The sequence below is a fragment of the Kitasatospora sp. NPDC127060 genome (assembly GCF_042724935.1).
Classification (GTDB): Bacteria; Actinomycetota; Actinomycetes; order Streptomycetales; family Streptomycetaceae; genus Kitasatospora.
This window is the reverse complement of the sequence record NZ_JBHXEG010000018.1, coordinates 1-14,672: the sequence shown is the minus strand read 5'-3', so window position 1 is coordinate 14,672 and position 14,672 is coordinate 1. Positions and strand designations below refer to the sequence as shown.

Annotated in this window: 10 protein-coding genes; 2 read left to right on the top strand and 8 right to left on the bottom strand. The window is 71.1% G+C overall.

All coding sequences use genetic code 11. The features are described 5' to 3' along the window. Nucleotides 1–544: 544 nt before the first annotated feature. A complete protein-coding gene (locus ACFWIS_RS13245) occupies nucleotides 545–2,779 on the top strand; it encodes an alpha-L-fucosidase (protein ID WP_380463966.1) in 2,235 nt (744 codons plus the stop codon). 177 nt (nucleotides 2,780–2,956) lie between these two features. Here ACFWIS_RS13245 and ACFWIS_RS13240 read toward each other — a convergent pair whose 3' ends face one another. After that, nucleotides 2,957–4,114 (bottom strand): ROK family protein, encoded by a 1,158-nt coding sequence (locus ACFWIS_RS13240; protein ID WP_380464016.1) that lies wholly within the window; start codon nucleotides 4,112–4,114, stop codon nucleotides 2,957–2,959. 72 nt (nucleotides 4,115–4,186) lie between these two features. Further along, a complete protein-coding gene (gene xylB, locus ACFWIS_RS13235; RefSeq protein ID WP_380464014.1) occupies nucleotides 4,187–5,617 on the bottom strand; it encodes a xylulokinase in 1,431 nt (476 codons plus the stop codon). A gap of 94 nt (nucleotides 5,618–5,711) precedes the next feature. On the opposite strand from xylB, the gene xylA reads away from it, so the two are divergent. Next, a complete protein-coding gene (xylA, locus tag ACFWIS_RS13230; protein WP_380464012.1) occupies nucleotides 5,712–6,884 on the top strand; it encodes a xylose isomerase in 1,173 nt (390 codons plus the stop codon). 190 nt (nucleotides 6,885–7,074) lie between these two features. Here the strand turns inward: xylA and yjfF are convergent, their stop codons facing one another. The 6 genes from yjfF to ACFWIS_RS13200 form a co-directional block, all read right to left on the bottom strand. Continuing rightward, nucleotides 7,075–8,046: a galactofuranose ABC transporter, permease protein YjfF gene (gene yjfF / locus ACFWIS_RS13225; RefSeq protein WP_380463814.1), complete on the bottom strand. Its 972-nt coding sequence runs from the start codon at nucleotides 8,044–8,046 to the stop codon at nucleotides 7,075–7,077. Then, nucleotides 8,043–9,125, bottom strand: a complete 1,083-nt coding sequence (locus ACFWIS_RS13220; protein WP_380463816.1) for an ABC transporter permease — start codon at nucleotides 9,123–9,125, stop codon at nucleotides 8,043–8,045. Before ACFWIS_RS13220 ends, yjfF begins: the two co-directional genes overlap by 4 nt. After that, a complete protein-coding gene (locus tag ACFWIS_RS13215) occupies nucleotides 9,122–10,621 on the bottom strand; it encodes a sugar ABC transporter ATP-binding protein (RefSeq protein WP_380463824.1) in 1,500 nt (499 codons plus the stop codon). The genes ACFWIS_RS13220 and ACFWIS_RS13215 overlap by 4 nt, the downstream gene beginning before the upstream one ends. 98 nt (nucleotides 10,622–10,719) lie before the next feature. Next, complete coding sequence (locus ACFWIS_RS13210) at nucleotides 10,720–11,700, bottom strand: ABC transporter substrate-binding protein (protein ID WP_380463818.1); 981 nt, start codon at nucleotides 11,698–11,700, stop codon at nucleotides 10,720–10,722. Between the two features lie 545 nt (nucleotides 11,701–12,245). After that, nucleotides 12,246–13,799 carry an alpha-L-arabinofuranosidase B gene (locus ACFWIS_RS13205; RefSeq protein WP_380463820.1) on the bottom strand — a complete coding sequence of 518 codons (1,554 nt, stop codon included), beginning with the start codon at nucleotides 13,797–13,799 and terminating at the stop codon, nucleotides 12,246–12,248. A 151-nt stretch (nucleotides 13,800–13,950) separates the two neighbouring features. Further along, nucleotides 13,951–14,229 carry an AbfB domain-containing protein gene (locus ACFWIS_RS13200; protein WP_380463822.1) on the bottom strand — a complete coding sequence of 93 codons (279 nt, stop codon included), beginning with the start codon at nucleotides 14,227–14,229 and terminating at the stop codon, nucleotides 13,951–13,953. Between the last annotated feature and the right edge of the window lie 443 nt (nucleotides 14,230–14,672).

Below are 14,672 nucleotides of genomic sequence, written 5' to 3'. Positions count from 1 at the left end.
GGGGGTGGGGTGGAGCTGATCGAGCGGAGCGCGGGCGCCGACCAGGACGGTCTCGGAGATCCGCAGGCCGCCGGGCGGACGCGAGGAGGATCTCCGGATGGTCCGACTCCTCGGCCGGAGGGGAACGGGGCAGTCGGCTCGGCCGGCCCCGGCCGCACCCGACGTCCGGCGGGCATGCCTCGTAGAGATATCACGCCCTCCTGGCCGCCAAACATCCTATGAGTTCCGAGCGGTCATCCAACTCGCCACGGAGGGGACAGCTCGTCAGATTTCGCCCTCATATTGATCAAACCCGCCTCAGAGCCAGGTCAGTGGCTCCGTCGAGCACCCATAGACATCCCATGTATCGGCGGCGAGCAGCTCGTCCTGTCCGATGCCTTGACAGTTGTCACGGGGCTGCCAGAATCGGCTGGGCCGCTTCTGTTATCGCTCACATTTCCACGCCTTGCACGCGGCAGGCCGTGTCGAGCCGCACGGCATGCGCTGCCCGAGCTTCGGTGTCACGGCCCGGAACGCCCCCCACCCAACGACGAAGGATCCAGCCATGGCGATCAACAGACGTGTCTTCCTGTCGAGTGCCGCCGGCATCGTTGCCGCCGCGACGGCGAATCTGACGCTCGGTACGACGAGGGCACTCGCGGCTCCGTCGTCCTACTCGCCCACCTGGGCCTCGGTGGATCAGCACCCGCCGGCGCCGGAGTGGTTCCAGGACGCCAAGTTCGGGATCTACTTCCACTGGGGCGCCTTCAGCGTCCCGGCGTACGGCAGCGAGTGGTACCCGCGGAACATGTACATCGGCGGAAGCGATGTGAACAGCCATCACATCGCCACCTACGGGGACCCGTCGGTCTGGCCCTACAACAACTTCCTCGACGGGGCCCGCGACAAGGCCGGCAACTGGGTGCAGTTCTCGCCCAAGCCGGCCTCCCAGGGCGGGAACTTCGACCCGGACGCCTGGGCCCAGCTCTTCGTGGACGCCGGCGCCCGGTTCGCCGGGCCGGTGGCGGAGCACCACGACGGCTTCTCGATGTGGAACAGCACGGTCAACGAGTGGAACTCGGTGCAGCGGGGACCGAAGCTGAACCTCCTGCAGATCTTCCGCGACGCGATCCGGGGCAAGGGCCTGAAGCTGCTGGTGGCGATGCACCACGCCTACAACTTCAACGGCTACTACGACCACGCGCCGGCGCAGCCGACCGCCAGCCTGCAGAAGCTCTACGGCCAGCTGGGCGCCACGGCGGAGAACCAGCTCTGGTACGACAAGCTCAAGGAAGTCATCGACCTGGCCCAACCGGACATCCTGTGGGAGGACTTCGACCTCTCCAAGGTCGACGAGACGCAACGCCTGAACTTCCTCTCCTACTACTACAACCAGGCCCTGGGCTGGGGCCGGGAGGTCGTGGCCACCTACAAGGACGGTTACGACAACCTCGGCGAGGTCTTCGACTACGAACGCGGCGGCCCGGGCGACATCGCCGACCCGTACTGGCTGACCGACGACAGCATCAGCAGCTCTAGCTGGTGCTACACCGTCGGCATCGGCTACTACTCCACCCAGCAGATGCTGCACGCCCTGATCGACCGGGTCAGCAAGAACGGCAACATGCTGCTCAACATCGCTCCCATGGCGGACGGGACGATTCCCCAGGGTCAGAAGGACGTCCTGCTGGGCATCGGCGACCACCTCCACCGGTTCGGCGAGTCCGTGTACGCCACCCGGGCGTGGACGGTCTACGGGGAGGGGCCCACCAAGATGGGCGGTGGCTCCTTCACCACCCCCGTGGCGGGCACGAACAAGGACTTCCGGTTCACCCGCAGCAAGGACGGCACCGTCCTGTACGCCACCGTCCTCGGCTGGCCCGGGAGTTCCACGACCATCAGCACCCTGGCGAGCGGCCGCATCGACCTCGGCTCCCTGACCTCGGTCCAGTTGCTCAACGCGACCGCAGGCACGTACACCAGCCTGCCCACCCCGACCCAGGCGGGCGACGGCCTGCACATCACGCTGCCGTCGTCCTCGGCCCCTTTCAGCGCCCTCGCCTACGTCCTGAAGTTCACCTTCTCCGGCCGGATTCCCGTCCTCCAGCCCGGCGGCACCGGCGTGGCCACCGCGTACAGCGACATCACGTACGCGGGCACGGCGGCCGCCCTGGTGCTGGGCGGCTACACGGCCGCCCAGTTGCAGAGCGCGGGGATGGCGGCGAAGACCATCTCGTCCCTGCGGGTTCCGGCCGGCTACCAGGTGATCGGCTACTCCGGCGACAACTTCACCGGGACGGCGTGGACCTTCGGCGCGGACAACCCGGACCTGCGCAACACCGGCAACAACGACGCCATCACCTCGCTGAAGGTGATCTTCAACCCGGCCGCCTACTTCCGGATCAGCAACGTCACCGACGGCCTGGCCCTGGACAGCGGCGGCAACGTCGCCTCGGGCAGCAACCTGAAGCAGTGGACCTGGAACGGCAGCCCCAACCTCCAGTGGCAGGCGGTCGACCTCGGCAACGGCTACTACAAGCTGGTCAACCGCACCAACGGGATGGTCGCCGACGGCTGGGGCGCCACCTCCGACGGGGCACCCGCGCAGCAGGCTTCCTGGAACGGCGGCACCAACCAGCAGTGGCAGATCACCAACCGGGGCAACGGCCTGTACAGCATCGCCAACCGCACCACGGGCCTGGTCCTGGACGGCGGGGGCCAGGTCACCGACGGCTCCGTCACCAAGCAGTGGGGCTGGAACGGCAGCCCCAACCTGCAGTGGTCCTTCATCGCACAGTAGGCCGCCGGACGGGCGGTTCACGACGCGCTGCCCGGACCCCTGCACCGCCGTCGGCAGGTCCGCTCCGCGGGCCTGTCCGTGTGGTCGCCGCGCCAGGACCCTTCGTCGGACTCCCCCAGCCGGGAGTCCGACGAAGGGCGGTCCGACGAAGGGGGTCCGACGAACGGCCCGGGGCCGTCAGCCGACGGGCAGCAGGGTCGGGTCCGCCATGATCCGGCGGACCGTCGTGAGCGCCGCGCCCAGCAGCGGTCCGCGCCGCCCCAGGGCGGAGGGGCGCAGCGCCTCCGGGGCCCAGGGCCGCACGGTGACCCGGGCGGCCAGCTCGGTGCGCACGGCCGGCAGCAGCCAGTCGGCGAGTTCGGCGTAGGCACCGCCGAGGACGAGGGCGTCCGGATCCATGAGGTCGACGGCGGAGGTGAGGGCCAGGCCCAGGGCACGCCCCGCGCGGTCCAGCGCCGCCAGGGTCGGCGCGTGCCCGGCGCCCGCCCGTTCGGCCAGCAGGGCGACGACGTCGCCCGGGTGGTGCTGCCCGAGGCCGGACTCGCGCAGCACGGCCGTCTCGCCCGCGTACTGCTCCAGGCAGCCGCAGGCACCGCAGGCGCATTCCGGGCCGTCGGGGTGCACCGGGAGGTGGCCGAGTTCGCCGGCGAATCCCCGGGCGCCCCGGAACAGCCCCCCGTCGATGACCAGGGCGGCGCCGATCCCGGTCTCGGCGGACACGTGCACGAAGGTCTCCGGGTGCTGCCCGGTGCTCCAGTACTCGGCCAGCGCGCCCAGGTTGGCCTCGTTCTCGGGCTCGGGCACGGTGTCCGCGTCAGGCCAGTGGTCGGCGAGCCGGACACCGCGCCAGCCGAGGTTCGGCGCGCGTTCGACCAGTCCGGCGGGGTCGTTCGGCACCACCCCGGGCACGGCCAGGACGCGGCCCTCGACGCGCAGCCCGAGGGCGGCGGCCTCGGCCTCCGCCTCGGCGGCCAGCGCGGCGGTCGCCGCCAGCACCTCGCCCACCGTCCGGCCCGCGTTGACCCGTTCCTCCCGGCGCCACACGCGCGGCTCGCCCCGCAGGTCCACCACGCACGCGCCGAGGTGGCCGACGCCGATCTCCAGGCCGAGGCCCGCCGGGCCCGCGTCGTTCACGGCCAGCGCCCGTCCCGGTCGGCCCGGGCGACCGCTGGCGGTGGCGGCCGCCTCGGTGACCATGCCGCGCGCGATCAGCTCGTCGACCAGCGAGGAGACGGCCGCCCTGGTCAGCCCGACGCGTCCGGCGACGTCCGCGCGGGAGAGCGGGCTGTGCGCGGCGACCGCCCCGAGGACCACCGCGAGGTTCTGCCGCCGCATGTCCTGTTGCGACGCGGGCCCGATCGAGGCACTCCCGTTCACCTTGCCGACCACCGTCACGCGCCGCTCCTCCTACCGGTCCTGGGCCGGAGCGCCCTGCAAGGCTCCGGCCCGACGCAGGGTATCGCCGATCCGCAGCAGCGTGTCCTCGTCCTTCTTCACCGGGTCCAGCACCGGGCCGCGGGCCGTCCGCCAGCGGCGGGCCACCGCGTCGGCCGGCTCGCCGGTGAGCAGTGCGGCCGCCTGGGCGGCGGCGCCGAGCGCGACCAGTTCCTGCGCGTCGGGCACCTGGACCGCCCGGCCGGAGAGCCGCAGCACGGTCCGCTGCCAGGCCCGGCCGCGGGCGCCGCCGCCGATCAGCAGCAGCGGTTCGTCGCCCTCCGGGTCGGCGCCGCCCGCGCGCAGCACGCCGTCCAGCGCGGCGAGCAGGGCGTGGGCGGCGCCGTCGTAGGCCGCCTGGAGCAGTTGCCCCGGGGTGGTGCCGTGGCGCAGCCCGTGGACCAGGCCCGAGGCGCCCGGGAGGTCCGGGGTGCGCTCGCCGTCGAGGTAGGGCAGGACGACGGCGGTGCCGCCCTCCTCGACCTCGTCGCGGCCGCGGCCGAGCAGCACCGCGAAACGGTCCACGGCGACGGTGCAGTTGAGCGTGCAGGCGAGCGGCAGCCAGCCGCCGAGGGCGTCGGCGAAGCCGGCGACGGTGCCGGTCGGGTCGGCGGGCCGGGTGCGGCCGACGGCGTAGACGGTGCCGGAGGTGCCCAGGCTGAGCACCGGCTGCCCGGGGAGCAGGCCGAGCCCGAGGGCGGCGGCCATGTTGTCGCCGGTGCCGGTGGCCACCGGTGTGCCTTCGCGCAGCGGCGTCCCCGGACGGACCGTGCCGGCCTGCGTGCCCGGGGCGATGACCTGCGGCAGCAGGGCCGGGTCGAGGCCGATCCGGGCGAGGACGTCCTGGTCGTAGCCGTCCGGTCCCCACCAGCCGGTTCCGGAGGCGTCGCCCCGGTCGGTGACGGCCGCTCCGGTGAGCCGCTCGGTCAGGAAGTCGTGCGGCAGCCGGACGGCGGCGACGCGTTCGGCGGCGGCGGGCTCGTTGGCGCGCAGCCAGGCCCACTTGGGCGCGGTGAAGGCGGCGGTGGGGACGCTGCCGGTGCGGCGGGCGAGTTCCGCCGCACCGATGGCGGTCCGGAGCCCGGCGGCCTGCGGCGCGGACCGGACGTCGTTCCAGAGCAGTGCCGGGCGGACCGGCGCCCCGGACGCGTCGAGGGTGACCAGGCCGTGTTGCTGGCCGCCGACCGAGACGGCGGCCGCGCGGTCCGCCCAGCCCGTCGCCGCCGCGGCCTCGCCGAGTGCCCGCCACCACTGCTCGGGGTCGCTCTCCCGGCCGGCGCCGGTGCTGACGGTGTGCGGGGCGCGGCCCTGGCCCAGGACGGCGCCGGTGTCGAGGTCGACGGCGAGGGCCTTGGTGGACTGCGTCGAGCTGTCGAAGCCGATCACGACACGTTGCTCAGCCATGCGTTCCTCCGGAGGGGTTCCTTCTGACGTTCCGGCATACTAATTTGTTGAGAGCCCTGACAAACACCCCTGGATCCGAATCCGGAGCCGCTCCATGCCCAGCGACCAGCTCACCCCCACCCCCGCGCACAAGTTCACCTTCGGCCTGTGGACCGTCGGCTGGCAGGGGCGCGACCCCTTCGGCGACGCGACCCGCCCCGCCCTCGACCCGGTCGAGACCGTGCAGCGGCTGGCCGAACTCGGCGCCTACGGCGTCACCTTCCACGACGACGACCTGATCCCCTTCGGCGCGGGCGACGCCACCCGCGAGGAGACCGTCAAGCGCTTCCGCGCCGCACTGGACGCCGCCGGACTGAAGGTCCCGATGGCGACCACCAACCTGTTCACCCACCCGGTGTTCAAGGACGGCGCCTTCACCGCCAACGACCGAGACGTGCGCCGCTACGCGCTGCGCAAGACCATCCGCAACATCGACCTGGCCGCCGAGCTCGGCGCCTCGGTCTACGTCGCCTGGGGCGGGCGCGAGGGCGCCGAGTCCGGCGCGGCCAAGGACGTGCGCACCGCGCTCGACCGGCTCAAGGAGGCCTTCGACCTGCTCGGCGAGTACGTCGAGCAGCAGGGCTACGACCTGCGCTTCGCGATCGAGCCCAAGCCCAACGAGCCGCGCGGCGACATCCTGCTCCCCACCGTCGGCCACGCGCTGGCGTTCATCAACGAGTTGGAGCGCCCCGACCGGGTCGGCGTCAACCCGGAGGTCGGCCACGAGCAGATGGCCGGGCTCAACTTCCCGCACGGCATCGCCCAGGCCCTGTGGCACGGCAAGCTGTTCCACATCGACCTCAACGGCCAGTCCGGCATCAAGTACGACCAGGACCTGCGCTTCGGCGCGGGCGACCTGCGGCAGGCCTTCTGGCTGGTCGACCTGCTGGAGTCGGCCGGCTACGACGGCCCCCGGCACTTCGACTTCAAGCCGCCGCGCACCGAGGACTTCGACGGCGTCTGGGCCTCCGCGGCCGGCTGCATGCGCAACTACCTGCTGCTGGCCGAACGCTCCCGCGCCTTCCGCGCCGACCCGGAGGTGCAGGCCGCGCTCGCCGCCTCCCGACTGCCCGAACTGGCCCTGCCCACGGCCGGGGACGGCCTGGCCGGGCTGCTGGCGGACCGCTCCGCCTTCGAGGAGTTCGACGTGGACGGCGCCGCCGTGCGCGGCATGGCCTTCGAGCAGCTGGACCAGCTCGCCCTGGAGCACCTCCTCGGCGCCCGCTGACCGCAGACCTGCCCGAGCCGGGTCGTGCCCTCGGGCGCGGCCCGGCTCGTTCCCCGCCACGCCAGGCCGCGCTCATACATTTCCGACACGTGGGCGAGGAGGGCGTGGGCACGGTCCCGGGAGACGGCACCGTGCTCAGGCGCGAGCCCCGGCACGGCCCGGGCGGGCCGTGCCGGGGCGACGCGGTGCACTACCGCCGGCGGGTGGTGATCAGGCGCTGCAGGACGATGAAGACGAACAGCAGCGCGCCGATGACGATCCGGGTCCACCAGGAGCTGAGGGTGCCCTGGAAGCTGATGACGGTCTGGATCAGGCCGAGCACCAGCACGCCGAGCAGGGTGCCCAGCAGGTAGCCGGAGCCGCCGGTGAGCAGGGTGCCGCCGATCACCACGGCGGCGATCGCGTCGAGTTCCAGGCCCACCGCGTGCAGGCCGTAGCCGGAGAGCATGTAGAAGGTGAGCAGGACGCCGCCGAGCGCGGAGCAGAAGCCGCTGATCGCGTAGACGGTCGTCTTGGTGCGCTGCACCGGCAGGCCCATCAGCAGCGCGGACTGCTCGCTGCCGCCGAGCGCGTACACGTTCCGCCCGAACCGGGTGTAGTGCAGGACCACGAAGGCGACGGCGACCACCAGCAGCGCGATGACCGCGCTCGGTGAGACGAACAGGTCGCCGAGCGGGATCCGGGTCTGCGCCATCGCGGTGTACTGCGGGTCGGTGATGGAGATCGACTCGACGCTGATCGTGTAGCACAGGCCCCGCGCCAGGAACATGCCGGCCAGGGTGACGATGAACGGCTGGATCTCGAAGACGTGGATGATCCAGCCCATCAGCCAGCCGGCGGCGGCGCCCATCAGGAGGACCAGCGGGATCACCAGCAGCGGCGGCCAGCCGTGCTTCTCGACCAGCCAGGCGGAGACCATGGTGGAGAGCGCCACCACCGCGCCGACCGACAGGTCGATGCCGCCGGTCAGCACGACGAAGGTCATGCCGACCGCGACGACCAGCAGGAAGGCGTTGTCGATCAGGAGGTTGAGCACGACCTGGCCGGAGAAGAAGCCGTCGTACTGCGCCGACCCGACGGTGAACATCGACACCAGCAGGACGGAGGTGACCAGCAGCGGGACCTGTCCGCGCACTCTGGTCAGCAGGGCGTTGGCGTTCACGCGCCGACCTCCCGGTTGGTGGTGGTGACAGGATTGGTTCGGGCTCCGCTCCGACGTCCGGCGCCGCGCCTGGCGACCTTGGCCCGGAAGTTCGGCGACTGGATCAGGCAGACCGTGATCACGACGAACGCCTTGAACACCAGGGTGGTCTCCGGCGGGATGCCGATGGTGTAGACGGTGGTGGAGAGGGTCTGGATGATCAGCGCGCCGAGGACCGTTCCGCCGATCGAGAAGCGGCCGCCGTTGAGCGAGGTCCCGCCGATCACCACCGCGAGGATGGCGTCGAGTTCGATCCACAGACCGGCGTTGTTGCCGTCGGCGGCCGAGACGTTCGAGGACACCATCAGGCCCGCCAGTGCCGCGCACAGCGCGCTGAACACGTAGACCAAGGCGACCAGGCGCATCGCCCGGATGCCGACCAGCCGGCTGGCCACCGGGTTGCCGCCGACGGACTCCAGCAGCAGTCCCAGCGCGGTGGAGCGGGTCAGCAGCACGGCGGCCAGCACCACCACGGCGCTGAGCAGGATCGCGAACGGCATGGTCAGCCAGTAGCCGCCGCCGATCAGCTTGTACGGCTCGCTGGTGATCGTGATGATCTGGCCGTCGGTGATCAGCTGGGCCAGGCCGCGCCCGGCGACCATCAGGATCAGGGTGGCGATGATCGGCTGCACGCCGACCCGGGCCACCAGCACCCCGTTCACCACGCCCAGCAGCACCGCCGTGCCGAGTGCGATGCCCACCGCGCCGAACACCGTGCCGAGGCTCGCCGGGTCGGCGGCCTCGCTGATGTGCTGGCAGGCCAGCGCACCGGCGATGGCGACGGTGGAGCCGACCGAGAGGTCGATGCCGCCGGTGGCGATCACCAGGGTCATGCCGAGCGACACCAGGATCAGCGGGGCGCCGAAGTGCAGGATGTCGACCGTACTTCCGTAAAGGTGACCGTCCTTGAGGTGGAGGGCGAAGAAGTCCGGGGTGAAGGCGAGGTTGGCGAGCAGCAGCACGGCCAGCACCACGGCCGGCCAGAACAGCCTGGACCGGGTCACCGCCCTGGCCCACGGGGTCGTCGGTACCGTGGTCATTCTTCCGCTCCGCTCGCGATGGTGGCCAGGACGCGCTCCGGGGTGAGCTCGCCGTCGTTGTCGAGCTGGGCGACCATCCGGTGGTCACGCAGCACACCGACCCGGTGGCTGAGCCGCAGCACCTCCTCCAGTTCGGCGGAGATGAACAGCACCGCCATCCCCTTCTCCGCGAGGTCCGCGACCAGCTTCTGGATCTCGGCCTTGGCCCCGATGTCGATGCCGCGGGTGGGCTCGTCCAGGATCAGCAGCTTGGGGTCGGTGATCAGCCAGCGGGCGAGCAGCACCTTCTGCTGGTTGCCGCCGCTGAGGTTGCGCACCAGCGCCTCGGGGTTGCCGGGGCGGATGTCCAGGGCGCGGATCCAGCGCAGCGCGAACTGCTCCTGTGCGGTGCGCGACAGCGGGCGCGTCCAGCCGCGGGCGGCCTGCAGCGCCAGCACGATGTTCTCGCGGACGGTCAGCTCGCCGACCAGGCCCTCGGTCTTGCGGTTCTCCGAGCAGAACGCGATGCCGTGGGCGATCGCGTCACGCGGGTTGCGCAGGTCGGCCTCGGTGCCGTTGATCCGCACGGTGCCGCGGTCCTTGTGGTCGGCGCCGAACAGCAGCCGGGCCGCCTCGGTCCGGCCGGACCCCAACAGGCCCGCGAGGCCGATCACTTCGCCGCGTCGGATGGCGAGATCGTACGGCTCCACGGCACCCTTCCGGGCCAGGCCCTCGGCCTGCAGGAAAGCCGGGCCGGCGACCGGGGCGGAGCGCTCGCCCCGCTGTCCGCCCGCGAGTTGATCGAGTCCGGCGAGTTCGGCGCCGATCATCCGGGAGACGAGTTCGACCTGGTTGAGCTCGCTGGTCAGGTACTCGCCCACCAGCCGGCCGTTGCGCAACACCGTCATCCGGTCGCAGATCTCGTAGATCTGGTCGAGGAAGTGCGAGACGAACAGGACGGCCACGCCCTGGTCCCGCAGCCTCCGTATGACGGCGAAGAGCTGGTTCACCTCGTCGCGGTCCAGGCTGGAGGTCGGCTCGTCCAGGATCAGTACCTTGGCCGAGACGCCGACCGCGCGGACGATCGCCACCAGTTGCTGGACGGCGATGGAGTAGCTGTTCAGCGGCGCGCTGACGTCGATGTCCAGGTCGAGTTCGCGGACCAGTTCGGCGGCCCGGCGACGCATCGCCGACCAGTCGATCAGGCCGAACCGGCGGGGCTCGCGCCCGATGAAGATGTTCTCCGCGACCGACAGGTTCGGGCAGAGGTTCACCTCCTGGTAGACCGTGCTGATGCCGGCCTGCTGGGCCTGCAGCGGCCCGGAGATCCACACCTGCTCGCCGGCCAGCACCACCTCGCCGCCGTCCGACGGGTGGACACCGGTGAGCACCTTGATCAGCGTGGACTTCCCAGCGCCGTTCTCCCCCATCAGGGCGTGCACCTCACCGGGGAAGAGCCGGAAGTCGACCCCGTCCAGCGCCACCACCCCGGGGAACTCCTTGCGGATACCCCGCATTTCCAGGACCGGTTGCTGACGCACCCCGGTTCTCCTCTCCTCGTGCGATCCGGCCCGGGGAGCGATCCGCCGATCGCTCCCCGGGCCGGCCAGGCCGGTCAGTACTGGCGGGTGGGCAGGGCCGCGGTGGCCTGCTCGGGGGTGAAGGTGCCCTCCTCGGTCTTGATCCGACGCGGCACCTGCTCGCCCGCCTTGACCTTCTTCACCAGGTCCATCAGCTGGTCGCCGAGCAGCGGGTTGCACTCGACGTCGTAGTTGATCTTGCCCTGGCTCATCGCGGTGAGGGAGTCCTTGACGCCGTCCACGGAGACGATCTTGATGTCGGTGCCCGGCTTCTTGCCGGCCTCCTCGATCGCCTGGATCGCACCGAGCGCCATGTCGTCGTTGTGGGCGTACAGCACGTCGATCTTCGGCTGGGCCTTCAGGAAGGCCTGCATGACCTCCTTGCCCTTGGCGCGGGTGAAGTCGCCGCTCTGCGAGGCGACCACCTTGAACTTCGGGTCGCCCTTGGTGGCGTCCGCGAAGCCGGCCTTGCGGTCGTTGGCGGGCGCGGAGCCGGTGGTGCCCTCCAGCTGGACGACGTTCACGTCACCACTGGCGGACGCGTACTCCTTGACCAGCCAGTCGCCGGCCTTCTTGCCCTCCTCGACGAAGTCCGAGCCGAGGAAGGAGACGTACAGCGACTCGTCCTTGGAGTCCACCGCGCGGTCGGTCAGGATGACCGGGATGTGCGCGGCCTTGGCCTCCTTGAGGACGGTGTCCCAACCCGACTCCACCACCGGCGAGAAGGCGATCACGTCGACCTTCTGCTGGATGAACGAGCGGATCGCCTTGATCTGGTTCTCCTGCTTCTGCTGCGCGTCGGAGAACTTCAGCTCGATACCCGCCTTCTTCGCCGCGTCCTGGACCGACTTGGTGTTCGCGGTGCGCCAGCCGCTCTCCGCACCCACCTGCGAGAAGCCCACCACGAGCTTGCCGCCGGAGCTCTTCCCGGCGGAGCCCCCGCCGCCGGAACCGCACGCGGTGAGGACGGTGACCATCGCACCGGCGACCAGGACCGCCGCAACTCTCTTGGACATGTGGGGACTTCCTCTCGGGATCGTCGATCGCGCGAACGGCACCGGCTGTGTGAACGCGAGGTATCGTCGCCGTTTCGCTCGGGACCGATTGTTAACGCTAACAATTGAGCCCGGCAAGGCCTCCGCGCCGTGTTACCCAATCTTGACCAGGGCGGACCGACAATCGGAGGTGCTCTCAGTCCGGCATCCACGTCGGCCAGTTGACGTCCGGAGCACACGCTCCCTGCCGCTCGGGGCCAAAGCCACCGGACACGCCTCGGGCCCGATCAGGGCAGGTCACGGCAGCTCACCCGCACACGACCGACATCCCGGACGGCGGAGGTCGGGCGATCACCCGGGGCACTGAGGCGGTCGGCGTGGCAGGCCCACGCCGACCTGGGCGGGCGCTTTCCCGAGGCTCCGCCGGCCGGCCCGGGCGCGCCCGCACAATGGCCGTGCCGAGCCCGGGGGCGGGACCGCCCCCGGGCTCGGCACCCGTCAGGACCGTAGGCACCCTGCTCCGCCCGCTGCGTCGCACTGCGGACGACCGCCGGTGCCCCGGTGGCTCAGCCCCAGGGCTGGGCGACCAGCCAGCTGGTGTCGGCAGCCCAACTGGTGGAGCTGTCCCAGCTGTTGGAGCCGCCGTTGTCGGCGATGTAGGCGGTGTAGTTGTAGTGGCGGAGGTACTTCGTCGGGAAGTTGGCGGACCGGAAGGAGGTGCCGACCCCGCTGTTGCCGCTGGTGGGGCAGAAGGTGGCGTCCTGCGCGAAGGAGCCGACGCCGCTGTCGAAGTCCAGGTAGAGCTCGTAGTTGTAGTGGTGCAGGAACTGCCCGGGGCTGTTGGCGGACTCGAAGGACAGGCAGGAGGAGTCGGCCAGCCCGGCGCGGACGATCCAGGTGGCGTCGGCCTTGTCGGTGGCCGAACTGGCGGAGCCGGTGTCGGAGATGACGACCTTGGAGTCGGTGTCGTCGTGGCGCAGGTAGTGGGAGGTGCAGCAGGGCGCGGTGGTGGCCTGCAGGGAGATCCGGGAGCCGGGGGTCAGCGTGCCGGTGCTGGTCGAACCGCTGTTGTAGCCGACGGCGGTGATGTTGGCCTGGACCGCGTTCTCGGTGGCGTCCGACGGGTAGCCCTGGGTCATGACCCCCTCGTAGAAGGTGCCTTGGGCCCACTTGCTGTTGTCACCGCCGATGCCGAGGATGATCGCGCCTTCCTTGTGCATCGGGTTGTAGCCGGTGGCGTTGGGGCGTGCGCCGTTGTAGAAGGTGGACAGACCGCCCGACTGGGCGTCACCGCCGCGGAGGGCCCACTGGTTCGGGCCGCCCTTGAGCATGGCGGTCAGGAATCGGTTGCTGACGCTGGGGTCATTGGCGTTGAACCCTCGGTTCACCCCGGAGAACAGGCCGTTCTCCAGGTCTGCCATGACCCACGGGCCGTTGCCGCTGCCCGAACCCCAGCTCTTGTTGTTGCCGAAGTAGAGGGCCTCCATGTGGCCGTTGCCGGTGTCCAGATTGTTGGTCTCGGCGTTGCCGTAGTCGAAGCAGCAACCGCCGTTGAAGTGCGTGCCGTCGAAGATGGCGTACATGCCCTCGGGCTGGTCGCCGGTGGCGATGCCGTTGGTCTTGTTGTTGCGGTAGCCGGTCCCGGGGGCGACGTAGACGCCGTACGCCTTGTGGCCGGCGACGGTGACCGGCGCCTCGACGGCGTTGGCGAGGTTGTCCGGCCCGCCGGCCGCCCCGCCCGCGGGCGCCTGGGTGAGGTGGTTGCCCTTGCCGGACTGGTCGTAGAGGACGGTGATGACGCAACTGGTGCCGGCGCAGAAGGAGTCCTGCGCGGCGGCGTCGGCGTATCCGCCGGCGCTCAGCAGGCCGATGTCCCTGGTCGCGTTGTCGGAGGCGCGCCTGACCTGGTACAGCGGGCCGTTGTACGTCCCGTACAGGGCCCGGGTGGTGCTGTGCGCGGCGACGCACGGGGTGTTGCCGGCGGCGTAGATGTCGCACGGTCCCTGGGTGGCGGCCTCCGAGGGGGTGGCCGCGGCGGTGAGCAGGCCGGCCGCGAGCGCAGCGGTGGTACCGGCCGCGAGGAACGCGTGTCGGAGGCGGTGCATCCACGGTTTGATCATGAGGAGTTCCTTCACTGGGTGGGGTGGGGGTGGGCGGGCGCCGCGAACCTCCCGGCGTCCGGCTGTGCGGACGGTGCGGGTTGCGCTGACGCCTGCGAGTCCGGTGCGGCTTCTGCCCTTTGGGCACCGGACCCGGTACGGGGGCTGCTGGTCAGCTCCAGGGAGCGGCGGCGAGCCGGTTGGCGTCCTGGGCCCATGACGAAGGGCTGCCCCAGGAGTCGGTGCCGCCGGTGCTCGCGACGCGACCGGCGAAGCGGTAGTGGCGGACGTACCTCTCCGGGACGTTGAAGGACTTCAGGGGGTAGTCGGCGCCGCTGTTCCCGTGCTGGGCGCAGAAGGTGGCGTCGGCGGCGGAACTGCCGGAAGTCACCGGCGCTCCGACCACCGCCGGCGTTCGCCGGGCGCGGCTCAGCCGTGTTCGGGCGGTCATGAACGAACTCCTTCACGGGTGGGGGAAGGAAGAAGGCGTCCAATATTGTTAGCGCTAACAACAATGGCCGGAAAAGATGGACCAGGCCCGTCGAGAAAGGTCCTGGCCGGGCTGTATCGCCCATCACTATGGCCAGACGCCCCGGCACCGTCAAGACGTCTGGATGTTAACGCACACAATCCTCAGAAGAGTTCGCCTCCGACGGCGGCTTTCGTGCGGGGTGGGGTCCGGGGTGGCCGGAGCCGGGAATGGGGACGGGGCCCCGCACGCCCGTGCGGGGCCCCGTGTCCTTGAGGCAGGCCGTCCTGAGGTGGTTGTCAGGCCGGGTAGGGTAGTTCGGCTTCCCGGGTGCCGGCCGGGTGGACGTGCAGGGCGCCGTCCGGGCCGCCGGTCCGCAGTTGCCAGGGGTGCGGGCTGTCGGTGGTCACCCGGAGCCGGTCGCC